This window comes from Barnesiella sp. An22 (assembly GCF_963931395.1).
GTDB lineage: Bacteria > Bacteroidota > Bacteroidia > Bacteroidales > Barnesiellaceae > Barnesiella > Barnesiella merdigallinarum.
Genome location: NZ_OZ007014.1, coordinates 2,883,154 through 2,906,530, shown reverse-complemented (window position 1 = coordinate 2,906,530; position 23,377 = coordinate 2,883,154). Strand labels below are relative to the sequence as shown.

At 51.8% G+C, this 23,377-nt stretch carries 21 protein-coding genes and 3 tRNA genes; 19 read left to right on the top strand and 5 right to left on the bottom strand.

Annotation, left to right across the window (positions count from 1 at the left end):
* Positions 1-13: 13 nt before the first annotated feature.
* Both murI and ABGT88_RS12035 read left to right on the top strand, forming a co-directional pair.
* Positions 14-859 (top strand): glutamate racemase, encoded by an 846-nt coding sequence (gene murI / locus ABGT88_RS12040; RefSeq protein WP_258327044.1) that lies wholly within the window; start codon positions 14-16, stop codon positions 857-859.
* A gap of 20 nt (positions 860-879) precedes the next feature.
* Entirely contained in the window at positions 880-1,416 is a 537-nt protein-coding gene (locus tag ABGT88_RS12035) for a S4 domain-containing protein (RefSeq protein ID WP_346702327.1), read from the top strand.
* 175 nt (positions 1,417-1,591) lie between these two features.
* Here the strand turns inward: ABGT88_RS12035 and ABGT88_RS12030 are convergent, their stop codons facing one another.
* The 3 genes from ABGT88_RS12030 to ABGT88_RS12020 all read right to left on the bottom strand — a co-directional run bounded on the left by ABGT88_RS12030 (position 1,592) and on the right by ABGT88_RS12020 (position 5,244).
* A complete protein-coding gene (locus ABGT88_RS12030) occupies positions 1,592-2,653 on the bottom strand; it encodes a YeiH family protein (protein WP_087408311.1) in 1,062 nt (353 codons plus the stop codon).
* A gap of 264 nt (positions 2,654-2,917) precedes the next feature.
* Positions 2,918-3,436, bottom strand: coding sequence for a gamma carbonic anhydrase family protein (locus ABGT88_RS12025; RefSeq protein ID WP_087408312.1), 519 nt, complete (start codon positions 3,434-3,436; stop codon positions 2,918-2,920).
* 29 nt (positions 3,437-3,465) lie between these two features.
* Entirely contained in the window at positions 3,466-5,244 is a 1,779-nt protein-coding gene (locus ABGT88_RS12020) for an aminopeptidase P family protein (RefSeq protein ID WP_346702324.1), read from the bottom strand.
* A gap of 342 nt (positions 5,245-5,586) precedes the next feature.
* Between ABGT88_RS12020 and rpsU the strand changes: the two genes are divergently transcribed.
* From rpsU to ABGT88_RS11935, 17 genes are all read left to right on the top strand, one after another.
* Positions 5,587-5,778, top strand: a complete 192-nt coding sequence (gene rpsU / locus ABGT88_RS12015) for a 30S ribosomal protein S21 (protein WP_087408314.1) — start codon at positions 5,587-5,589, stop codon at positions 5,776-5,778.
* Positions 5,779-5,854: 76 nt separating this feature from the next.
* Positions 5,855-6,736, top strand: a complete 882-nt coding sequence (locus ABGT88_RS12010) for a tyrosine-type recombinase/integrase (protein WP_087408315.1) — start codon at positions 5,855-5,857, stop codon at positions 6,734-6,736.
* 14 nt (positions 6,737-6,750) lie between these two features.
* A complete protein-coding gene (gene raiA, locus ABGT88_RS12005) occupies positions 6,751-7,053 on the top strand; it encodes a ribosome hibernation-promoting factor, HPF/YfiA family (RefSeq protein ID WP_087408316.1) in 303 nt (100 codons plus the stop codon).
* 162 nt (positions 7,054-7,215) lie between these two features.
* A tRNA-Tyr gene (locus tag ABGT88_RS12000) sits at positions 7,216-7,298 on the top strand.
* 101 nt (positions 7,299-7,399) lie between these two features.
* A tRNA-Thr gene (locus tag ABGT88_RS11995) sits at positions 7,400-7,474 on the top strand.
* Positions 7,475-7,515: 41 nt separating this feature from the next.
* Positions 7,516-8,700 carry an elongation factor Tu gene (gene tuf / locus ABGT88_RS11990; protein ID WP_025279249.1) on the top strand — a complete coding sequence of 395 codons (1,185 nt, stop codon included), beginning with the start codon at positions 7,516-7,518 and terminating at the stop codon, positions 8,698-8,700.
* 63 nt (positions 8,701-8,763) lie between these two features.
* Positions 8,764-8,836 (top strand) — tRNA-Trp (locus ABGT88_RS11985).
* A 17-nt stretch (positions 8,837-8,853) separates the two neighbouring features.
* Positions 8,854-9,051: a preprotein translocase subunit SecE gene (gene secE / locus ABGT88_RS11980; protein ID WP_025279250.1), complete on the top strand. Its 198-nt coding sequence runs from the start codon at positions 8,854-8,856 to the stop codon at positions 9,049-9,051.
* 16 nt (positions 9,052-9,067) lie between these two features.
* Positions 9,068-9,613: a transcription termination/antitermination protein NusG gene (gene nusG / locus ABGT88_RS11975; RefSeq protein WP_087408317.1), complete on the top strand. Its 546-nt coding sequence runs from the start codon at positions 9,068-9,070 to the stop codon at positions 9,611-9,613.
* A 61-nt stretch (positions 9,614-9,674) separates the two neighbouring features.
* Positions 9,675-10,118: a 50S ribosomal protein L11 gene (gene rplK / locus ABGT88_RS11970; protein ID WP_087408318.1), complete on the top strand. Its 444-nt coding sequence runs from the start codon at positions 9,675-9,677 to the stop codon at positions 10,116-10,118.
* A 15-nt stretch (positions 10,119-10,133) separates the two neighbouring features.
* Entirely contained in the window at positions 10,134-10,832 is a 699-nt protein-coding gene (gene rplA / locus ABGT88_RS11965; protein WP_087408319.1) for a 50S ribosomal protein L1, read from the top strand.
* A gap of 11 nt (positions 10,833-10,843) precedes the next feature.
* Positions 10,844-11,359 carry a 50S ribosomal protein L10 gene (gene rplJ, locus ABGT88_RS11960; protein WP_346702320.1) on the top strand — a complete coding sequence of 172 codons (516 nt, stop codon included), beginning with the start codon at positions 10,844-10,846 and terminating at the stop codon, positions 11,357-11,359.
* A gap of 51 nt (positions 11,360-11,410) precedes the next feature.
* Entirely contained in the window at positions 11,411-11,785 is a 375-nt protein-coding gene (gene rplL, locus ABGT88_RS11955) for a 50S ribosomal protein L7/L12 (protein ID WP_087408321.1), read from the top strand.
* A gap of 104 nt (positions 11,786-11,889) precedes the next feature.
* Positions 11,890-15,702 carry a DNA-directed RNA polymerase subunit beta gene (gene rpoB, locus ABGT88_RS11950; RefSeq protein ID WP_087408322.1) on the top strand — a complete coding sequence of 1,271 codons (3,813 nt, stop codon included), beginning with the start codon at positions 11,890-11,892 and terminating at the stop codon, positions 15,700-15,702.
* A gap of 73 nt (positions 15,703-15,775) precedes the next feature.
* On the top strand, positions 15,776-20,050 hold the full coding sequence (rpoC, locus tag ABGT88_RS11945; protein WP_087408323.1) for a DNA-directed RNA polymerase subunit beta': 4,275 nt from the start codon (positions 15,776-15,778) through the stop codon (positions 20,048-20,050).
* A 189-nt stretch (positions 20,051-20,239) separates the two neighbouring features.
* Positions 20,240-21,067: a metallophosphoesterase gene (locus ABGT88_RS11940; protein ID WP_346702317.1), complete on the top strand. Its 828-nt coding sequence runs from the start codon at positions 20,240-20,242 to the stop codon at positions 21,065-21,067.
* Positions 21,048-21,701 carry a hypothetical protein gene (locus ABGT88_RS11935; protein ID WP_258327049.1) on the top strand — a complete coding sequence of 218 codons (654 nt, stop codon included), beginning with the start codon at positions 21,048-21,050 and terminating at the stop codon, positions 21,699-21,701. The genes ABGT88_RS11940 and ABGT88_RS11935 overlap by 20 nt, the downstream gene beginning before the upstream one ends.
* A 5-nt stretch (positions 21,702-21,706) precedes the next feature.
* On the opposite strand, the gene ABGT88_RS11930 is transcribed toward ABGT88_RS11935, so the two are convergent.
* Together ABGT88_RS11930 and ABGT88_RS11925 are read right to left on the bottom strand one after the other, a co-directional pair.
* Positions 21,707-22,366 carry a metal ABC transporter ATP-binding protein gene (locus ABGT88_RS11930; protein ID WP_087408325.1) on the bottom strand — a complete coding sequence of 220 codons (660 nt, stop codon included), beginning with the start codon at positions 22,364-22,366 and terminating at the stop codon, positions 21,707-21,709.
* Positions 22,347-23,231, bottom strand: a complete 885-nt coding sequence (locus tag ABGT88_RS11925) for a metal ABC transporter solute-binding protein, Zn/Mn family (protein ID WP_087408326.1) — start codon at positions 23,229-23,231, stop codon at positions 22,347-22,349. Before ABGT88_RS11925 ends, ABGT88_RS11930 begins: the two co-directional genes overlap by 20 nt.
* Between the last annotated feature and the right edge of the window lie 146 nt (positions 23,232-23,377).

Here is a 23,377-nt window from a genome sequence, read left to right as displayed (position 1 = left end):
TACGGGAACAGAGATGAATGTAAACAAAGAGCATACGACGATGGGCCCCATCGGGGTCTTCGACTCGGGTTACGGCGGCCTCACCATACTCGAGCAGGTGCGTCGGGGATTGCCCCAGTACGACTACCTATATCTGGGCGATAACGCCCGGGCGCCATACGGTACACGTTCGTTCGAGATTGTCTATGAGTTTACCAAGCAGGCGGTGCTGCACCTCTTCGATCAGGGGTGTTCGCTGGTGATACTGGCCTGCAATACGGCTTCGGCCAAGGCGCTGCGCAGCATTCAGCAGAACGATTTGCCTCGCATTGCTCCCGATCGTCGGGTGCTGGGGGTGATACGCCCCACCGTCGAGGCGCTGGCCGAGCTTACCCGCACCGGCCACATAGGTGTGTTGGCTACGCCGGGTACCATACAGTCGCGGTCGTACGAGATGGAAATCAAGAAGATGTACCCCGGTTACGAGGTCTACGGACAGGCTTGCCCCATGTGGGTTCCGCTGGTCGAGAACAACGAGGCGCAGGGTCCCGGTGCCGATTACTTCGTGAAGAAGTACATCGACGAACTGCTGGCCCAGTCGCCCGCCATCGATACGGTGGTGCTGGGGTGCACCCACTATCCGTTGTTGCTCGATAAGATCAGGAGATACCTGCCCCCGTCGGTATCGGTGGTGGTACAGGGGCCGCTGGTAACCGACCGGTTGGCCGACTATTTGCACCGTCACCCCGAGATTGAGACCCGTTGCTCGAAGGGTGGCCACTGCCGCTACCTCACCACCGAGGCAACCGGCAAATTCTCCGAGGCGGCTACGCTCTTCCTTCACGAGCCGGTAGAGGCCGAACACATTGTATTGGGATAACTGAAAAATATTTTATGACTATGGCAAAGAAAGAGACTCTGCCGGGTATCCGGCTCAACAAATACATCAGCGACTCGGGCTTCTGCTCCCGCCGGGAGGCCGACAAACTCATTACCGACGAACGGGTCACCATCAACGGCCATCTGGCCACACTGGGCAGCCGGGTCGAAGAGGGCGACAAGGTGAAAATCGACGGCGAACCGCTGCACTACATCCCCATGGAACAGCGCGAGTACAAGTTGCGCCGTTACGGGGCTTCGTCGCGCCGCAACAGCTCGTTCGGGGCCGAGGCTGCCGAGGAGCGGTCGACCCACCGTCCGGCGCGCAATCGGGCTGCAGAGGGGCGCGAGAGCGATTCGCAAGGCGGGCGTCGCACCCGTCATGCCGCTCCGGCTGCTACTCACGAGTCGGGCCGTCGCAGAGCACAACCGGCCAAACCTCGGGCCGAGCGTGTCGACAAGAAAGATGCTGCCGGGCGTAGTGCTCCGGCCGACCATACACGGGGCCGGGGCACAACCTCCAAGAACCGTCCCGACGAGAAACGCCGTCGGGGCTGATGGCCATGAGGCCGTGCCGGTTTCCGATGTGGAGAAGTGCGGCCCTTGAGCCCCCTTGTGCTGCGAAACGAACCTATACGACAATCCCCCTTGCCTGTGAGCTACATGCTTCCGGCAAGGGGGATTGTTTTTTTTATCTTGAGATCTCCTTTTCCTTGAGAAGAAAGTGGCTTGCTTAGACCAGCCATTTAACCAGCAGGTAACCACCGCCCACCAGCCAGATGAAGAGCCCGAAGGCCAAAATGAAAGGTTTGGCTCCTGCCTGTTTGAACTTGTCAATGCTGGTCTCGGCGCCCAGTGCCGTCATGGCCATGGTCAGCATGAAAGTATCGAGGTATTCGATGGCTCCGTTCAGGGGAATGTCTTTTACGGTCGGGGCATCGAAGAGGTACTGGAGCAAGGAATTCAGGCAGATGATGCCGATGAATCCGAAAGCAAACCAGGGAATGGTAATCTTGCTCTTGGCCACTGTGCCGTCGGCTGATACTTTTTTACGTCCGGCAAGGGCGAAGCTCATGATGACCAATACGGGGGCCAGGAGCATGACACGAATCATCTTGGTGATGGTGGCTGTACCGGCAATGCCCAGCGTATCGGTGGGGTCCATCGCATTGCCTGCACCGGCAACGTGGGCCACTTCGTGCAGGGTACTTCCCGTGTAGATGGCTACCTGGGTATCGGACAGACTGGAGAGCAGTCCTGAGCGGTACATGATGGGGTAGAGGAACATGGCAATGGTTCCGAAAATGACTACGGTAGACACGGCGATGGCGGTCTTATGGCCTTCGCACTTGATAACCGGCTCGGCACCGAGTACGGCAGCTGCACCACAGATGGCACTGCCGGTAGAGGTAATCAGGGCGGTGTCTTTGTCTATCTTCAGCAGCTTGCCCAGGAAGATGCCCAGGAAGATGGTGCCGCAAACGATGATGCTGTCTACCAGAATGGCCGGGAGACCTACGGCGGCCACATCGGTCAGCGTCAGGCGGAAACCGTAGAGTACGATACCGGCGCGCAGAATCTGTTTCGAACAGAATTTGATACCCGGCACCCAGGTCTCGGGCAGCCGGTTGCGCAAACTGTTGGCGTAGAGCATGCCCAATACGATACCCACGATGAGCGGACTGAGCGAGAGATTTTTTATAAACTGGATCTCGGCGATGTAGAAAGCCGAAAACGAGAAGAGTACAATCAATAGAATACCATGAAGTACGTTTCCTTGTTTTTCGCTGATCATAACAGTTGAATATTAGAGTGTTTTGTTTTGTATTATTGACTTGAGCGGCGAAACAGACCGGGCCGTTTCCCGGGGAAAACACATTTACCCGTCGGGTGGTTTTCCGGTTTCGCGCTGCAAAGGTAGGTTTTTATTTCAAAAGTTATGATTTCTTTGTAGTTATAATCTATAACCAGAGGTTATGCCCCGCCTGCTCCCGGGTTAAACGCACCGAGGGGCTGCCCGCAAAGGCAGCCCCTCGGTGTATGGGTTGAAGGGTAGGGGTTACTCCTCTTCGTACCAGGTCGAGTACATCAGGTAGTTTTTGGCAATCTTCTGGTTGATTTCCTTCGACTGTTCGGGATCGACCATCTTGATGAATTTGGCCGGAGTCCCGCCCCAGAGTTCGCCCGGTTTGATAACCGTCTTGCTCAGCACTACTGCACCGGCAGCCACGATGGCGCCTTCGCCCACTACGGCATGGTCGAGCACGACCGAGCCCATGCCTATGAGGGCTCCGTTGTGTATGGTGGCTCCGTGTATGGTCACGTTGTGGCCTATCGACACGTCGTCGCCAATCTCGATTGTCGATTTTTCGTAGAGGGTATGCAGTACCGCACCGTCTTGAATGTTCACCCGGTTGCCGATGCGTATCGAGTTGACATCGCCCCGCAACACGGCTCCGAACCAGATGCTGCATTCGTCACCGATGACGGTATCGCCTATGAGTACGGCATTGTCGGCCAGGAAGCAGTTCTTGCCGACCTTGGGGGTAAAGCCCCGCACAGATTTTATAAGTGCCATATCGAATCTATTTTTTTAGTTTGTATCCGTTAGATAGATGTAGTCTTGCGGTGCAACCATTGCTGTTCCTCCTCGTTGAGCATGGGGCTGAGGCGGTCGTATACCATTTCGTGGTAGTTGTTGAGCCATTCGATCTCCTTCTCGGTCATAATCGAGAGGTCGAGCGCCTCGGTGTCGAAGGGGAAGAGAGTGAGGGTCTCGAAGCGGTAGAACATGCCGAACTCGTTCTGGTAGTCGGGAACGGTGAGAATGAGGTTCTCGCAACGGATGCCATACTCGCCCGTGCGGTAGAGACCCGGTTCGTTCGAGGTAATCATACCCGGCATGAGCGGGGTGGGATTCTCTTCGAGTCGGATGTTTTGCGGACCTTCGTGCACGTTGAGGAAGTGACCCACGCCGTGACCCGTACCATGCAGGTAGTTGAGGTGGTCGTCCCACAGGAAGTGACGGGCCAGAGCGTCGAGCTGCGAGCCCCGGGTGCCTTGCGGGAAGTGGCAGGTGGCCAGAGCGATGTGCCCCTTCATTACCAGCGTGAAGTCGCGTTTCTGGCGCGGCGAGAGGTTGCCCAGGGCAATGGTGCGGGTGATGTCGGTCGTGCCGTCGAGATATTGGGCACCCGAGTCGATGAGCAGGAATCCGCGGTTGGTAATGGTGGCGTTGCTCTCGGGGGTAGCCGAGTAGTGGACAATGGCACCGTGCTCGTTGAATCCGGCAATGGTGGCGAAGCTCTCACCCACGTAGAGGTTCTGCTGCGAGCGGAATTCACGCAGTTTTTCGGCTACGGTTATCTCGGTCACCTTGCCGCTGTCGATATTCTGCTCGAGCCAGCGGAAGAAGCGAACCAGAGCTATGCCGTCGCGAATCATCGCCTCGCGGGTACCGGCCAGCTGGGTCTCGTTCTTGATGCTCTTGAGCAGAGCGATGGGCGACTGGCCCGAAACGACCGTGGCGTTGAGCTTGTTCAATAATGTATAGTTGATCTTGTTGGTGTCGACGAATACCTTCTTTTCGACGGGCAGAGAGCCTGCGAAGTCGAATATGCTCTCGTAGGGCATGACCTCGACGGCATTCGCCTTCAGATACTGACATACGGTGTCGCCTATCTTGTCCTGGTCGATGAAGAGGATGCGGCGGTCGTCGTCGATATAGGCATAGCACACTACCACGGGGTTGCACTTCACGTCGTTGCCGCGGATGTTGAAGGCCCAGGCAATCTCGTCGAGAGCAGCCAGCAGCAGCGCCTCGGCTCCGGCTTGGTGCACCTGCTCCATGATGCGGGTCATCTTGTCGGCTACCGATTCGCCGCTATATTTCTCTTCGTGGATGAAGACCTCGTTTTTGGGAATCGAGGGGCGTCCCTCCCAGATGGCGTCGAAGGGGGTGAAGTCGGAGACGAAGCGGAGGCCGTGTCTCTCGAAGTTCTGTTTCATCTTGGCCGCCTGCGAGGCGCCGAACAACGTACCGTCGATAGCCACGGTAGCCCCTTGCGGCAGAGTCTTTAAGAGCCATTGTTCGATTGTGGGCGTATCGGGTAACCCCTCTTTGAAGAGCTCGAATCCCGAGCCTTCGAGTTGTTGCGCGGCTTGCAGGAAGTAGCGGGAGTCGGTCCAGAGCCCGGCTTCGTTGGTGGTTACGACAGCGGTTCCGGCCGATCCGTTGAATCCTGAAATCCAGGTGCGTGCAGCCCAGTGGCTGGCATAATACTCGCTTTGGTGCGGATCGGTCCCCGGTATGATAAACGCGGTAATACCGGCTTTGCCCATCTCTTCGCGCAGGGCTTTCAGTCGGGGTAATGTCGATTTGCTCATAATATCTCTTTTTTTATATGTGTGTCTTGTTCCCATCCGGGCGATGTGCCGGCCGTGTCCCTGAACGGATGTTGCAGCGGTCGAGGCCGAAGCCGGTATTGTCGTTACCCGAAAGAAAAAAAATCTCAATGGACTGTAAAGGTAGTCATATTTGAGAAAAAACGAAGATAAAAGCGTGTGAAAATATTGGAACGAAGATGAACGGCCTGCGACACGGCATTGCATAAATTTTATCGATAAGGCGTATTTTAGGGGCCGAAAGTTTTGCTAATCACAAAACAATCTATAATTTTGCACCGCAATTATTCAAAAGGAAATAAATAAACTAATATCTAAATAATTATGATTATAGTTCCAGTAAAAGAAGGCGAAAACATCGAAAAGGCTTTGAAGAAATTCAAACGGAAATTTGAAAAAACAGGTGTAATAAAAGAATTGCGTAACCGTCAGGCATTTGAAAAACCGTCGGTAACGAACCGTAAAAAGATGATGCGGGCTATCTACATCCAGAAGCTCCACCAGGACGAAGAGTAATTTTTTTATTGCCGGCAGGTATTGGATTTTTCAATAATTTCCCTTATATTCGTAGCGTAAGTAAAAGCTACGAGTTATGCTGGTCGAATCGTTTTTAAGATATATCCGGTATGAGAAGAATCTTTCTACTCATACCGTATTGTCATATAAAAACGATTTGTTTCAGTTTAAAGCGTTCCTTGAAACCCTCGAGCCCGGGTGTGAGCTGCAACAGGTTACCCCCGAGCAGGTGAGGGAGTGGATAGCCTCGTTGTCTGAGGATGGGCTTACGGCTCGCAGTATCTCGCGCAAGGTCTCCTCGCTTCGGGCGTTCTATCGTTATCTGGTAAGTCAGTCGGTTGTGGCGGGCAGTCCGGTAAACGATGTACGGGTACCCAAGGTGAGGAAGAAATTGCCGGTCTATTTGCGGCGCGATACCATGGACGAGTTGCTCGACGATGTGTCGTATGGCGATGACCTGGAAGGCGTGCGCAACAAGTTGATCATCGAGATGTTCTATAATACCGGCATCCGTCGGGCCGAGCTGATAGGCTTGAAAGACGAGGATGTGCGCGAAGGAGAGATAAAAGTGACCGGTAAACGCAACAAGCAGCGGTTGGTCCCTTACGGAGCCGAGTTGGCCGAACTGATAGCCGACTACCGTCGGATGCGTAGCGAAGCCGGGTTGGGCGATGCCGAATACTTCTTTATAAGGAAGAGCGGAGAGCCCCTCTATCCGCAACTGGTCTATCGGGTGGTGAAACAAGCCTTGTCGCAGGTGTGCACCCTCGAGAAGCGAAGTCCGCACGTACTGCGTCATACCTTTGCCTCGGTCATGCTCAACAACGGAGCCGGGCTCAACAGTGTCAAGGAACTGCTCGGGCACCATTCATTAGCTTCAACCGAAGTATATACACATATCACGTTTGAAGAACTGAAACAAAGTTATAACCAGGCTTTCCCCCAAAGAAAGCCATAAAAAAAGGAGGTAATATGGAAATCCGTATTCAAGCTATTCATTTCGACGCATCGGAGAAGTTAGAAAAATTCATTCAGAAAAAAGTTTCCAAACTCGAACAATATTACGATGGCATCATTGCCGTAGAAGTTTCATTGAAGGTGGTAAAGCCCGAGACTGCGCAAAATAAAGAAGCGGGCATAAAAGTATTTGTGCCTCGCAACGAGTCGGTATTTTCGAGCAAAGTGGCTGATTCTTTTGAAGAAGCGGTCGATGTTGCTATCGAAGCTCTCATTAAGCAACTCGTGAAGTTGAAAGAAAAGATGAGGGAAAAATAAAAAAAAAGCTCCGATATTTTTGTAGTTTAAAAATTATGCCTAAATTTGCACCCGTTTCTCACCGATATGAGCTGTGAAGAGCGGGTGCAAAATTGTCCCGAACGAAGAGCGGAGTGAGATGAGAGGGCGGCGGCTCTCGATGAAAAACGAAAAGACTGAAAGGGGCAAATACCAGAGTGGCCAAATGGGGCAGACTGTAAATCTGCTGGCTTACGCCTTCGGTGGTTCGAATCCATCTTTGCCCACAAGAAAGAGGCGAAAACGGTACGATGAAAAAGCCGTCGGTTCTCCGGGTCGAATCTCCCCACAGGTGTTGAAGTCGATCTTTCGCTCGAAAAGAAATATTGCCAATGTAGCTCAGGGGTAGAGCACTTCCTTGGTAAGGAAGAGGTCACGGGTTCAAATCCCGTCATCGGCTCCAAGTTTTTAGAACGCTAATCATTTTATAAAAAATACAAAACTATGGCAAAAGAACAGTTTCAACGTACCAAACCCCACGTAAACATTGGTACTATTGGTCACGTAGACCACGGTAAAACGACCTTGACCGCTGCCATTACGATGGTACTCGCTAAGAAGGGTCTTTCTGAAATGCGCTCGTTCGACTCGATCGATAACGCACCTGAGGAAAAGGAACGTGGTATTACTATTAACACTTCGCACGTAGAATATGAAACTGCAAACCGCCACTATGCACACGTTGACTGCCCGGGTCACGCCGACTATGTAAAGAACATGGTAACCGGTGCTGCTCAGATGGATGGTGCAATTATCGTGGTTGCAGCTACCGACGGTCCTATGCCCCAAACTCGTGAGCACATCCTGTTGGCTCGTCAGGTGAACGTTCCCCGTATCGTTGTGTTCCTGAACAAATGTGATATGGTTGACGACGAAGAGATGCTCGAACTCGTTGAAATGGAGATGAGAGAGTTGCTCAACGCCTATGAATATGATGGTGACAACACGCCTATCATCCGTGGCTCTGCCCTCGGTGCCTTGAACGGCGAACCCAAATGGGAAGAGAAAATCATGGAGTTGATGGATGCCGTAGATACTTGGATTCCTCTGCCTCCGCGTGATGTTGATAAACCCTTCTTGATGCCTGTTGAGGACGTATTCTCGATTACTGGTCGTGGTACTGTTGCTACGGGTCGTATCGAAGCCGGTCGCGTAAAAGTTGGCGACGAGGTGCAAATCCTGGGCTTGGGTGCCGACAAGAAATCGGTTGTAACCGGTGTTGAGATGTTCCGTAAGATCCTCGACGAAGGTGAAGCTGGTGATAACGTAGGTCTGTTGCTCCGTGGTATCGACAAGAACGAAATCAAACGTGGTATGGTAATCTGCCACCCGGGACAAGTAAAACCCCACTCGGAATTCAAGGCTCAAGTTTATATCTTGAAGAAAGAAGAAGGTGGTCGTCACACTCCGTTCCACAACCACTACCGTCCTCAATTCTACATCCGTACGCTTGACGTAACGGGCGAAATCACTCTCCCCGAAGGTGTAGAAATGGTAATGCCTGGTGACCACGTAACTATCAACGTGAAACTCATCACTCCGGTTGCTTGCGACAAAGGTCTGCGTTTCGCAATCCGTGAAGGTGGCCGTACGGTAGGTTCGGGTCAAATCACCGAAATCTTGGACTAATCCCTTAGGGAAATAGTTTAGATAAAATACAAAAATCAGCCCTCATTGCGGGGCTGATTTTATACGGGTCTAGCTCAGTTGGTAGAGCACTGGTCTCCAAAACCAGGTGTCGGGAGTTCGAGTCTCTCGACCCGTGCAAAACTGAATGAAACAATGAAGAAATTGAAAATACTTGCCGATATCCAGGATTCTTACAATGAACTGGTTCATAAAGTATCTTGGCCGACCAAATCGGAGTTGGCAAATAGTGCTGTAGTGGTTATGTTTGCTTCCCTTATTATCGCTATAGTGATATTTGCAATGGATCAATGTATTGACAAAATCATGCACCTTATTTACGGAGGTTTTTAATTAGGGAGGTAAATCAATGTCTGAAGAAAAAAAAGGCTGGTACGTTCTGCGTGCCATTAGCGGAAAAGAGAGCAAGGTCAAAGAAGTTCTTGATGCCGAAATCAAGAATACTGATCTTGGCAATTACGTATTTCAGGTCTTGATACCTACCGAAAAAGTCTACACCGTACGTAACGGCAAAAAAGTGGTAAAGGAGAAAAACCTTTACTCGGGTTATGTTTTTGTGGAAGCCATCTTAGTAGGCGAGGTTATTCACCACCTGCGCAACACCACCAACGTCATCGATTTCCTGGGTGGAAAATCCAATCAACCGGAGCCCCTGCGGCCTTCGGAAGTTAATCGTATGTTGGGGGCAGTAGACGAAATGCAAGAGGTGGGCGACGAGCCCGCCGTTGTATATCACGTAGGCGAAACGGTAAAAGTAAACTATGGCCCCTTCAACGGCTTTAGCGGAATTATCGAAGAGGTGAACAACGAGAAGAAGAAGCTGAAGGTGATGGTGAAGATCTTTGGTCGCAAGACTCCGTTGGAACTGGAAAATTCGCAAGTAGAGCGGGAGTAATACAAGAGGTTACGCGCTTGTATGAATCCTCGGTATTTTAATAATATCAAAATTAAAAACAATGGCTAAAGAAATTGCTGGACAAATCAAATTACAGATTAAAGGTGGTGCAGCAAACCCCTCTCCTCCCGTAGGACCTGCTCTGGGTTCCAAGGGTATCAACATCATGGAGTTTTGCAAGCAATTCAATGCCCGTACCCAAGACAAGGCCGGTAAGATTTTGCCGGTTGTCATCACCTATTACAGCGACAAGTCGTTCGACTTTGTTGTAAAGACGCCTCCCGTTGCCATCCAGGTACTGGAAGCTGCCAAAGTAAAAGGTGGTTCGGCCGAGCCCAATCGTAAGAAAGTGGGTGAGATCACTTGGGATCAGGTAAAAGCAATCGCCGAGGACAAAATGGTTGACTTGAACTGTTTTACCGTAGAATCGGCCATGCGCATGGTTGCTGGTACAGCTAGAAGTATGGGTATCACCGTAAAAGGGGAATTCCCGGTAAATAACTAATAAACTTCAATTGAAATGGGTAAACTGACAAAAAATCAAAAGTTAGCTTTAGCAAAGATTGAAGCAGGGAAGGCCTACTCACTCAGCGAGGCATCTCAGTTGGTGAAGGATGTAACCTTTACCAAATTCGACGCATCGCTTGATATTGATGTACGCTTGGGTGTTGACCCTCGTAAAGCCAATCAAATGGTACGTGGCGTCGTTTCGTTGCCTCACGGAACCGGTAAGCAAGTGCGTGTATTGGTGCTCTGTACGCCCGATGCCGAGACTGCAGCCAAAGAGGCTGGTGCCGACTACGTAGGATTGGACGAGTATATCGAGAAGATCAAAGGCGGTTGGACCGATATCGACGTAATCATTACGATGCCTGCTATCATGGGTAAAATCGGTGCTCTGGGACGTATCCTCGGCCCTCGTGGTCTGATGCCTAACCCCAAGAGCGGTACGGTAACTACCGATGTGGCTAAAGCTGTAAAAGAAGTAAAACAAGGTAAGATCGACTTCAAAGTCGACAAGAATGGTATAGTACATGCCTCCATAGGTAAGATTTCGTTTGCTGCCGACCAGATTCGCGACAACGCTCGTGAGTTTGTTTCGACCCTGATCAAACTGAAACCGACTGCTGCTAAGGGTGCTTATATCAAGAGTATTTATCTTTCGAGTACAATGAGCCCGGGTATCAAGATTGATCCCAAATCAGTTGACGAGAACTAAAACATGGAATTATGAGAAAGGAAGATAAAGGCACTATTATTGCACAAATAGCAGATACTGTAAAGGAGTATAGCTGCTTCTACCTCGCCGAAACCGCTACGTTGAACGCCGAGAAAACGAGCAATCTGCGTCGCGCTTGTTTCAAGGAAGGTATCAAAATGTTGGTTGTAAAGAACGCCCTGCTGCACAAGGCTCTCGAAGGTCTCGATGCCGACTACTCGCCTCTGTATGGCGCTTTGAAGGGTTCTACAACGATGTTCTTCTCGAATGTGGGTAACGCTCCGGCCAAACTGATCAAGGAGTTCAGAAAAACCTCTGAAGACCTCGTATTGAAAGCCGCCTATGTAGAAGAAGGTTTCTATATCGGCGCCGATCAGTTGGATACGCTGGTTGCCATCAAGAGCAAAAACGAACTTATTGCTGACGTTATCGCCCTCTTGCAGTCTCCTGCCAAGAATGTGGTATCGGCTCTTCAGTCAGGCGGTTCGACTATTCATGGAGTATTGCAGACTCTATCAGAAAGATAACTTTTTATACACAAACATTATTACGAATAATAACATTTAATTCATACAAAAATGGCAGATTTGAAAGCTTTTGCAGAACAATTAGTTAACTTGACCGTAAAGGAAGTAAACGAACTTGCTCAAATTTTGAAAGACGAATATGGTATTGAACCTGCTGCTGCAGCTGTTGCTGTTGCTGCTGCTCCCGCTGCCGGCGGAGCTGCTGCTGAAGAAAAAACATCGTTCGATGTTGTTCTGAAAGCTCCGGGTGCAAACAAACTGGCTATCGTTAAATTGGTGAAAGAACTCACCGGACTTGGCTTGAAAGAAGCTAAAGACCTCGTAGACGGTGCTCCCAACAACGTAAAAGAAGGTCTTGCTAAAGCTGATGCTGAAGCTCTGAAAAAACAACTCGAAGACGCTGGAGCAGAAGTTGAACTTAAATAATATATCTGGTAATCAGATAGGTTGGTTAAGAATCATCTTAGTCGGTGATTCTTAACCTTTTTGTGTATATATTTTTAATTAAGTTCACTTAATCCATTCTATAAATGTCTTCTACAATAGGTAAACCACGCGTAAATTTCGCTTCAATCAAAAATCCGCTTCCTTATCCGGATTTCCTTGAAGTTCAGTTGAAGTCGTTTCAAGACTTTTTGCAACTCGACACTCCGCCTGAAAAGAGAAAAAACGAAGGTCTTTTCAAGGTCTTTGCCGAGAACTTTCCCATTGCTGATACGCGCAACAACTTTGTCCTCGAATTCCTGGACTATTATATCGACCCGCCCAGATACACCATCGAAGAGTGTCTCGAGAGAGGGTTGACATACAGCGTACCTTTAAAGGCTAAACTGAAACTATACTGCACCGACCCCGATCACGAGGATTTCGCTACGGTAATACAAGACGTTTATTTGGGCCCCATCCCTTACATGACGGCTAAGGGTACCTTTGTCATCAACGGTGCCGAGCGGGTAGTGGTATCGCAGTTACACCGTTCTCCGGGTGTCTTCTTCGGACAAAGTACGCATGCCAACGGTACCAAACTTTATTCGGCTCGTATCATTCCGTTCAGAGGATCGTGGATTGAGTTTGCCACCGACATCAACAACGTGATGTATGCCTATATCGACCGGAAGAAAAAATTGCCCGTGACCACGCTGCTGCGTGCCATCGGCTTCGAGACCGATAAGGACATTCTCGAAATCTTCGGTCTGGCAGAAGACCTCAAAGTCTCCAAGACCAACCTGAAAAAAGCCATCGGTCGCCGCTTGGCCGGTAACGTGGTGAAGTCGTGGGTCGAAGACTTTGTCGACGAGGATACGGGCGAGGTTGTTTCTATCGAACGTACCGAAATCGTGATTCCTCGTGAAACCGTCCTGGAAGAGTCGCACATCGCCGACATTCTCGAGTCGGGGGTTCAAAACATCCTTCTCCACAAGGAAGGCGGGAATACCTCGGACTACTCGATTATCTTCAACACCCTCCAGAAAGACTCCAGTAACTCGGAGAAGGAGGCCGTGCTCTATATCTATCGTCAGTTGCGTAACGCCGAGCCGGCCGACGAAGCCAGCGCTCGTGAGGTGATAACCAACCTCTTCTTCTCGGAAAAGCGTTACGACCTGGGCGAAGTAGGACGTTACAGAATAAACAAGAAATTAAACCTCTCCACCTCGCCCGACGTGAAGGTGCTCACCAAAGAGGATATTATCGAGATCATCAAATACCTTATCGAGCTTATCAACTCGAAGACCGATGTCGACGATATCGACCACTTGAGCAACCGTCGTGTGCGTACTGTGGGAGAGCAATTATACAACCAGTTCGGTGTCGGGTTGGCCCGTATGGCCCGTACCATCCGCGAGCGTATGAATGTGCGCGACAACGAGGTATTCACCCCCATCGACCTGATCAACGCCAAGACGATTTCGTCGGTAATCAATACCTTCTTCGGTACCAATGCCCTGTCGCAGTTCATGGACCAGACCAACCCGTTGGCCGAGATTACCCACAAGCGCCGTATGTCGGCCCTGGGCCCCGGCGGTCTGTCGCGTGAGCGTGCCGGTTTCGAGGTGCGCGACGTGCACTATACCCACTATGGCCGTCTGTGTCCTATCGAGACGCCTGAGGGTCCTAACATCGGTCTGATTTCGTCGTTGTGCGTATATGCCAAAATCAACGATTTGGGCTTCATCGAGACTCCGTATCGCAAGGTGAAAGACGGCAAGGTAGATTTGTCGCCCGAAGGTGTCGTATACCTGACTGCCGAAGTGGAAGAGGGTCAGATTATTGCCCAGGGTAATGCCCCGTTGAACGACGACGGTACCTTTATCCGCAATCGGGTAAAAGCTCGTTTGGGTGCCGACTTCCCCATCGTATCGCCCGACCAGGTGAACCTGATGGATGTGTCGCCTACGCAGATTGCTTCGATTGCCGCATCGCTCATCCCCTTCCTCGAGCACGACGATGCCAACCGTGCGTTGATGGGATCGAACATGATGCGCCAGGCCGTACCTCTGTTGCGCTCCGAGGCTCCTATCGTAGGAACCGGCATCGAGGGCCAGTTGATACGCGACTCGCGTACTCAGATTATGGCCGAAGGCGAAGGTGTAGTCGAGTTTGTCGATGCTACGGTTATCCGCATCCGTTACGACCGCACCGAAGACGAAGAGTTTGTAAGTTTCGAAGATGCCGTTAAAGAATACAAGTTACCCAAATTCCGCAAGACCAACCAGAGCACCACGATCGACCTGCGTCCTATCTGCCACAAAGGCGACCGTGTGAAAGCCGGCGATATTCTCACCGAGGGTTATTCGACCGAAAACGGTGAGTTGGCTCTGGGCCGCAACCTCAAGGTGGCCTTCATGCCTTGGAAGGGTTACAACTACGAGGATGCCATCGTGCTGAACGAACGTATGGTTCGCGAAGACATCCTCACCTCGGTTCACGTCGACGAGTATTCGCTCGAGGTACGTGAGACCAAGCGCGGTATGGAAGAACTTACTTCCGATATTCCCAACGTGAGCGAGGATGCTACCAAAGATCTCGACGAGCGTGGTATTATCCGGGTAGGTGCCCAGGTGAACCCCGGCGATATTATGATCGGTAAGATTACGCCCAAGGGCGAGTCCGATCCTTCGCCCGAAGAGAAACTGTTGCGTGCCATCTTCGGCGACAAGGCCGGCGACGTGAAGGATGCTTCGTTGAAAGCTACCCCCTCGCTGAAAGGTGTCGTTATCGGTACCAACCTCTTCTCGCGCGCCATCAAGAAGAAAAAATCGAAACTCAGCGACAAAGCCATCTTGCCCAAACTCGACGAAGAGTATGAAGAGAAGATGAACGGCTTGAAGTCGATACTTATCGACAAGCTGCTCGTGCTCACACAAGGCAAGGTTTCGCAGGGTGTGAAAGACTTTATGGGTACCGACATCGTGCCCAAGGGCACCAAGTTTACCCAGGCTGTTCTCAGCAAAATCGACTACACCTCGGTACAGGTGAGCAAGTGGACGACCGATGCCGCCAAGAACGACTTGATTCGTGCCACCATCATCAACTACCTGAAGAAGTACAAGGAGTACGATGCCGAATTGCGTCGTAAGAAATTCGACATCTCGATCGGCGACGAGCTCCCCTCGGGTATCGTGCAAATGGCCAAGGTATACATCGCCAAGAAACGTAAGATCAGCGTGGGCGACAAGATGGCCGGTCGTCACGGTAACAAAGGTATCGTGTCGCGTATCGTGCGTCAGGAAGATATGCCGTTCCTGGCCGACGGTACTCCCGTCGACATCGTGCTGAACCCGCTGGGTGTGCCTTCGCGTATGAACTTGGGACAGATTTTCGAAACCGTTCTGGGTTGGGCCGGTGCCGAGCTGGGCGAGAAATTCGCTACGCCTATCTTCGACGGTGCCAGCCTCGACGACCTCAACGCCTGGACCGACAAGGCCGGTCTGCCTCGCTACGGTAAGACCTACCTCTACGATGGTGGTACCGGCGAACGCTTCGACCAACCGGCTACGGTAGGTGTCATTTACATGCTGAAACTGGGCCACATGGTCGAAGACAAGATGCACGCCCGTTCCATCGGTCCGTACTCACTCATTACGCAACAGCCGTTGGGTGGTAAGGCACAGTTCGGTGGTCAGCGTTTCGGTGAGATGGAGGTTTGGGCACTCGAAGCCTTCGGTGCCGCTCACGTGCTGCAAGAGATCTTGACCATCAAGTCGGACGATGTGGTAGGACGTTCGAAAGCCTACGAGGCTATCGTCAAAGGCGAGCCCATGCCTACGCCCGGTATCCCCGAGTCGCTGAATGTGCTCTTGCACGAATTGCGAGGCCTCGGTCTTAGTGTCAACTTAGAATAAAATAAAATCCAAACGGTCGGGCCGTCGCCCTGTGCGGCGGCCGGGCCAATAACTCTTTATACATTAAACATTTATGGCTTTTAGAAAAGATAACAAAATAAAGAGTAACTTTTCGAAGATTTCGATTGGTTTGGCTTCGCCCGAGGAGATTTTGGAGAACTCGAGCGGCGAGGTGCTGAAACCCGAAACCATCAACTACCGTACCTACAAACCCGAGCGCGACGGTCTGTTCTGCGAGCGCATCTTCGGTCCGGTAAAGGACTATGAGTGCCACTGCGGAAAATACAAACGCATCCGTTACAAGGGTATTGTCTGCGACCGATGCGGTGTCGAGGTGACCGAGAAGAAGGTGCGCCGCGAACGTATGGGTCACATCCAGTTGGTTGTGCCTGTGGCCCACATCTGGTATTTCCGTTCGCTGCCCAACAAGATTGGGTACCTGCTGGGATTGCCCAGCAAAAAACTCGACGCCGTTATCTACTACGAGCGTTACATCGTTATACAACCGGGTCCTCAAACCGACCTGGCCACTTACGACCTCCTTTCTGAAGAGGAGTATCTGAACATCATGGATTCGCTTCCCCGCGAAAACCAGATGCTCGAAGATACCGACCCCAACAAGTTCATCGCCAAGATGGGTGCCGAGGCCATCTACGACCTGCTGTGCCGTCTCGACCTCGACGAACTCTCTTACGAGCTGCGTCACCGCGCCAGCACCGACGGCTCTCAACAACGCAAGACCGAGGCTTTGAAACGCCTGCAGGTCGTTGAGTCGTTCCGTGCTTCGAAGGGCCGCAACCGTCCCGAGTGGATGATCTTGAAGGTAATCCCCGTGATTCCCCCCGAACTGCGTCCGTTGGTTCCCCTCGATGGTGGACGTTTTGCCACCAGCGACCTCAACGACCTCTATCGCCGGGTTATCATCCGCAACAACCGTCTGAAACGATTGATGGAAATCAAGGCTCCCGAGGTGATTCTGCGCAACGAAAAACGTATGTTGCAAGAGGCTGTCGACTCGCTGCTCGACAACTCGCGCAAGTCGAGCGCCGTCAAGACCGAGGCCAACCGTCCGTTGAAATCGCTCTCCGACAGTTTGAAAGGTAAACAAGGTCGTTTCCGTCAGAACCTGCTCGGTAAACGTGTCGACTACTCGGCCCGTTCGGTTATCGTCGTAGGTCCTGAGCTGAAGATGCACGAATGCGGTCTGCCCAAAAACATGGCAGCCGAACTTTATAAACCCTTTATCATCCGCAAGCTCATCGAGCGCGGTATCGTCAAGACCGTGAAATCGGCCAAGAAGATCGTGGATCGCAAGGAGCCCGTCGTATGGGATATTCTCGAACACGTGATGAAGGGACACCCCGTGCTGCTGAACCGTGCCCCGACATTGCACCGTCTGGGTATCCAGGCTTTCCAACCCAAGATGATCGAGGGTAAGGCTATCCAACTGCACCCGCTGGCATGTACGGCATTCAACGCCGACTTCGATGGTGACCAGATGGCCGTGCACTTGCCTCTGGGCAACGAGGCTATCCTTGAGGCTCAACTGCTCATGTTGGGTGCGCACAACATTCTCAACCCGGCCAACGGTGCACCTATCACCGTGCCTTCGCAAGACATGGTTCTGGGTCTGTACTACATTACCAAACTGCGTCCCGGTTCGCTGGGCGAGGGGCTGAAGTTCTATGGCCCCGAAGAGGCCGAGATTGCCTACAACGAAGGTAAGGTTTCGTTGCACGCTCCCGTATCGGTAGTGGTGAAAGATGTCGACAAAGACGGCAACATCATCGAACACATGGTCGAGAATACTTCGGTAGGCCGTGTGCTGGTGAACCAATACGTACCTCAGGAGATCGGCTATGTAAACGAGATTCTTTCGAAGAAGTCGTTGCGCGACATCATCGGTAAGGTAATCAAGGTTTGCGGTGTGACCCGTTCGGCACAGTTCCTCGACGACATCAAGAACCTGGGTTACTACATGGCCTTCAAGGGCGGTCTGTCGTTCAACCTGGGCGACGTGCTCGTTCCGCCTGAAAAGGAGACTTTGGTAGCCGAAGGTAATGCCGAGGTTGAGCAGATTATGAACAACTACAACATGGGTTTCATTACCTACAACGAGCGTTACAACCAGATTATCGATACGTGGACACACGTCAACTCGCGTCTGTCCGACATCCTGATGAAACAGCTTTCGGCCGACAACCAGGGATTCAACTCGGTATTCATGATGCTCGACTCGGGAGCCCGTGGTTCTAAGGACCAGATTCGTCAGCTCTCCGGTATGCGTGGTCTGATGGCCAAGCCGCAGAAGTCGGGTGCCGAGGGTGGTCAAATCATCGAGAACCCTATCTTGGCCAACTTCAAGGAGGGTCTGTCGGTGCTGGAGTACTTCATCTCTACGCACGGTGCTCGTAAGGGTCTTGCCGATACCGCCTTGAAAACAGCCGACGCCGGTTACCTGACCCGTCGTCTGGTCGACGTAGCCCACGATGTGATTATTCACGAGGAGGACTGCGGAACCCTGCGCGGATTGGTTTGCACCGAAATCAAGAACAACGAAGAGGTAGTAGCCTCGCTGGGCGAAAGAATCCTGGGCCGTGTATCGGTTCACGATGTAGTGAACCCCCTCACCAACGAGATTCTGGTTCACGCCGGCGAAGAGATAACCGAGGCTATTGCCCAGAAGATAGAAGAGTCGCCTATCGAGCAAGTCGAGATTCGTTCGGTGCTCACCTGCGAATCGAAGAAAGGCGTCTGCGCCAAGTGCTACGGCCGCAACCTGGCCAACAACCGCATGGTTCAGAAAGGCGAGGCTGTGGGTGTGATTGCTGCACAGTCTATCGGCGAGCCGGGTACACAGCTGACACTGCGTACATTCCACGTCGGTGGTATCGCCTCGAACATCGCTGCCGTATCGAGCGTAAACTCGCGTTACGACGGTATCCTCGAAATCGAAGAGCTTCGTACCGTAGAGAGCGTATCGGATAGCGGCACGAAGGTACAGATTGTCGTAGGTCGTCTGGCCGAAATGCGTATTATCGATCCGCACACCAAGATGGTGCTGATGACGGCCAACATTCCTTACGGTTCGAAGTTGTACTTCAACAACGGCGATACCGTGAAGAAGGGCGACATGATTTGCGAATGGGACCCCTTCAACGCCGTTATCGTTTCGGAGGTTGGCGGTAAAGTCAAATTCGAAGCCGTTGAAGATGGTGTTACCTATCGTGTAGAATCGGACGAACAGTCGGGTTTGAAAGAGAAGATTATCATCGAGTCGAAAGACCGTACCCGTGTACCGTCGGCTCAGATTCTCGATGAGAACGGACAGGTAATCAAAACTTACGCTCTGCCTGTGGGTGCTCACCTGATGATTGAGGATGGCGATACGATTAAGACCGGTGAGGTATTCGTGAAGATACCGCGTGCCGTAGGTAAGGCCGGTGATATCACGGGTGGTCTGCCTCGTGTAACCGAGTTGTTCGAGGCCCGTAACCCGTCCAACCCTGCTGTCGTTTCGGAAATCGACGGCGAGGTTATCTTCGGTAAAGTGAAACGTGGTAACCGTGAAATCTCGGTGGTGTCGAAGACCGGCGAGACGAAGAAATATCTGGTACCGCTGTCGAAGCAGATTCTGGTTCAGGAGAACGACTATGTACGTGCCGGTACGCCCCTCTCCGATGGTGCCGTTACGCCCTCCGACATCCTGGCTATCAAAGGCCCCACGGCTGTACAGGAATATATCGTGAACGAGGTTCAGGACGTATACCGCATGCAGGGTGTGAAGATCAACGACAAGCACTTCGAGGTAATCGTTCGCCAGATGATGCGCAAGGTACAGATTCTCGACCCGGGAGATACCCGCTTCCTCGAACAGCAGATTGTCGACAAACGCGATTTCATGGACGAGAACGACCGTATCTGGGGCAAGAAAGTGGTTACCGATCCGGGCGACTCGCAAACGCTCAAGGCCGGTCAGATTGTAACGGCCCGCAAGCTGCGCGACGAAAACTCGGCGCTGAAACGCAAAGACCTCAAACTCATCCAGGTGCGCGATGCTATCCCTGCAACCTCCGAGCAGATTCTGCAAGGTATCACCCGTGCCGCTCTGCAAACGTCGAGCTTCATGTCGGCCGCTTCGTTCCAGGAGACGACCAAGGTGCTCAACGAGGCTGCCATCAACGGCAAGGTCGATACGCTCGAGGGTATGAAGGAGAACGTCATCTGCGGTCACCTCATCCCGGCCGGTACTGGTCAACGCGAGTTCGACAAGCTCATCGTAGGTTCCAAAGAGGAATTCGACCGTGTGTTTGCCAACCGCAAGAACGTAACCGACTTCTCCAACTGATAACGAGCTGAACATTATAGCATAAAGGGAGCGACTCCATACACGGGTCGCTCCCTTTTTTTATGCCCGGCAGCAACAGCCCGAGTTGTTGCATGCTGTTGGAGGTGGGTTGGTTGATAGTTCGGCAATCTTGTCCTATTTAGAAGCCGGCTCTTGCCGGTGGCGTAAAAAGATATACCTTTGGCCCGTATGAGGATAGTGTATTTACCGAATAATAGATGCCGGAATGTAGTCTGGTTGCTTCTGCTGCTGACGATTACGTCGTGTAACTTGTTGGAGAGCAGTCCGTACGATGCCCGGGTAACGGGCGATACCGGCATCAATGCCCGCAATGTGGCCCGTATCGAGAAGGCTCTGGACGGAAAGAGCAGTTTCAGGTTTGCGTTTATCAGCGATACTCAGCGATGGTACGACGAGACCGAGGCTTTTGTCGCGCATCTCAACAGTCGCGACGATGTCGACTTTGTGCTGCATGGAGGAGATGTCTCCGACTTCGGGGTTACTGAGGAGTTTCTGTGGCAGCGCGACATACTCAATGAACTGAAGGTTCCCTATGTGGTGCTGTTGGGCAATCACGACGTGTTGGGCAACGGAGTGCAGGTGTATCGTAGGGTCTTCGGGGAGGAGAATTTCTCCTTTATGGCCGGCGATGTGAAATTTATCTGCCTCAACACCAACGCCCTGGAGTTCGATTATTCCAACCCGATACCCGATTTCTCCTTTATCAAGGCCCAGCTCAAGGATGATAATCCGGCATATCGTCGCACGATTTATGCCATGCACGTGGCGCCGGGCGACGAGCAGTTCAATAATAATGTAGCCGATGTCTTTCATCTCTATGTGAAGTTGTCGCCCGGGATTCTGTGCGGCCTGTACGGGCATGGGCATACGTTTGCCGAAGCCGATAAGTTTGGCGACGGTATAATCTACTACGAAACGCCCTATATCGGGAAGCGTTTCTACCTGATGTTTACGATAAACGCGGAGGGATACAGTTATGAACCGGTCTATTTTTAACCGATTGATGGTGACTTTGTCGCTTCTGTGCGTATGGATGTCGGCTCATGGTGAGACTCCGACCGAGCTGCCCGCATACGATTATCGGGTAGAACAGTATCGGTCGGGATGGAATCGTCTGGTGCCTCGGTATGTCAAGTTGCAGACTGGAGGCCTGATGGGGGCCGTTTCGGTGGGTACGGGTTGGAATTATGGGCGCGATCACTGGGAGACCGATTTCATACTGGGGCTGATACCCAAGTTCAGCGACGACCATGCACGTGTCTCTCTCACGCTCAAACAGAATTATTATCCGTGGAAAGTGCAGTTGGGCAACTCGCCTTTTACCTTCGAGCCGTTGTCGTGCAGCTTTTTCGTCAATGTGATTATGGACCGGGATTACTGGGTGAGTCAACTCGACAAGTATCCCAATGGTTACTATTGGTTCTCGACCCGTGTACGAATGAATTTGGGGTTGGGACAGCGGTGGACTCTGCGTATTCCTGAACCCCGCCGCAAGTTTCATCGCTCGGTTTCGTTTTATTACGAGTTCAGTACATGCGATATGTATGTAACCAGTGCCATAACCAACCGCTACATCTCTTTTTGGGACATATTGCGCCTCTCGTTGGGTGTTAAGTTTCAGATTCTGTGACTCCACTATCGGTCGCCCAGCGTGTGGTCGATATAGAGGTTGCGGTTCGACAGGGTGATGAAGGGTTCGATTTCGTGCGAAACCATCATGATGGTGGTACCCCGGCTCGAGAGTTCACGCAGAATTTCGACCATGCGCACTTCGAACTGGCGGTCGATATACGACGAGGGTTCGTCGAGAATCAGCATCTCGGGGTGCGAGATGAGTGCCCGGCCAAACAAGGTGCGTTGCAACTGTCCACCCGAGAGTACACCGATGGTTTTCTCGCGCAGGGCCGTTATCCCCATGAGGTCGAGCATGTGGTCTATTTCGCGCCGCTCGACCGACTTGGGGCGTTTGGCATTCTTGCCCATCAGCCCCGAGGCTACAACCTCTTCTACGGTGATGGGAAACCGGCTGTCGATGCTGTTTTTCTGGGGCAGATACCCGATGTCGAGCGAGGGGACCTGTCGGCCTCCTTCGAAGAAGTAGATAGCTCCCTGTGTAGGTTTCTGCAAACCCAGTATGGTGCGCAGCAACGAGGTCTTGCCACCGCCGTTCGGTCCCGAAACCAGCAGGAAGTCGCCTCGGAAGATGTCGAGGTTGATGTCTTCGAGCACACTCTTGTCGCCATACGAGAGCCACAGGTTCTCGATGGCTATGATTTTATTCTCCAGCAATGGCATTGGTGATGTTTAAAAGTTCTTCACTCCAGTTGTAGCTGAGCGGGTTGATGGAAACCACTTTCGCACCAATCTCTTGGGCAAACGATTCGGCCTGTTTGGCGTCGAATTCCTGTTGGATGAAGATTACCTTCACGTGATTCTCTTTAGCCACGTCGATTGCTTTTTTCAGATAGAAAGCCGAGGGCTCCTTGCCATTGTATTCGAGGCTGAGCTGGTGCAGATTGTAGTCTTTGGCCAGGTAGCTGAGCGAGGGGTGATAGATGGCAAACATGGTTCCGCTTACGGGTGTCAGTTTGCGGGTCATCACCGAGTCGACCTGGTTTATCTCGGCCAGCAGGGCTTCGTAGTTCTGGCGGTATACCTTCTCTCCGCTGGGGTCGAGGCTCACAAAGGCGTCGTACATGTTTTTGGCGATGATACGAGCATTCTTGGGCGAGCTCCAGGTATGAGGGTCGGCATCGAAGTGGTGATGGTGATTGTCACTGTCGTTGTCGCTGTGCTCGTGAGTGCCCGAGAGAATGTTGATACCCTCGGAGTTGTCGAAGATTTTCATGTGCGGATTGTTCTGTTCCAACTTGTCCATCCAGGCCAGTTCAAATCCGATGTGCCCGATTTTGAAGTAGGCAATGCTCTTGCCCAGATGCACGAGGTGCGAAGGCGAAGGGTCGTAAGCCTCGGGATTGCTGCCCGGAGGCACGATGCAGTTGATGTCGAAACGATCGCCTGCGATCTTCTCGGCAAAGTACTTCTGAGGTTGTATGGTTACAGTGACAATCTTTTGTTCTTTGTTTCCGGTCGAGCACGATACGGCTATGAGTGTGAGCAGTATACATGCACAATATTTCAAAAATGAATGTTTCTTCATAATAAAGTCTTTTGCCTCACGGCACATTTTTGTACAAAAATAGTATAATATCATTAAGATTCCTTCTTTTCGTTGCTATTTAATATGTTAAATTCGGCTTTTAACATTTTGCCAATCAGTCGGTCAGCTACGGTTTGTAGGTTGCA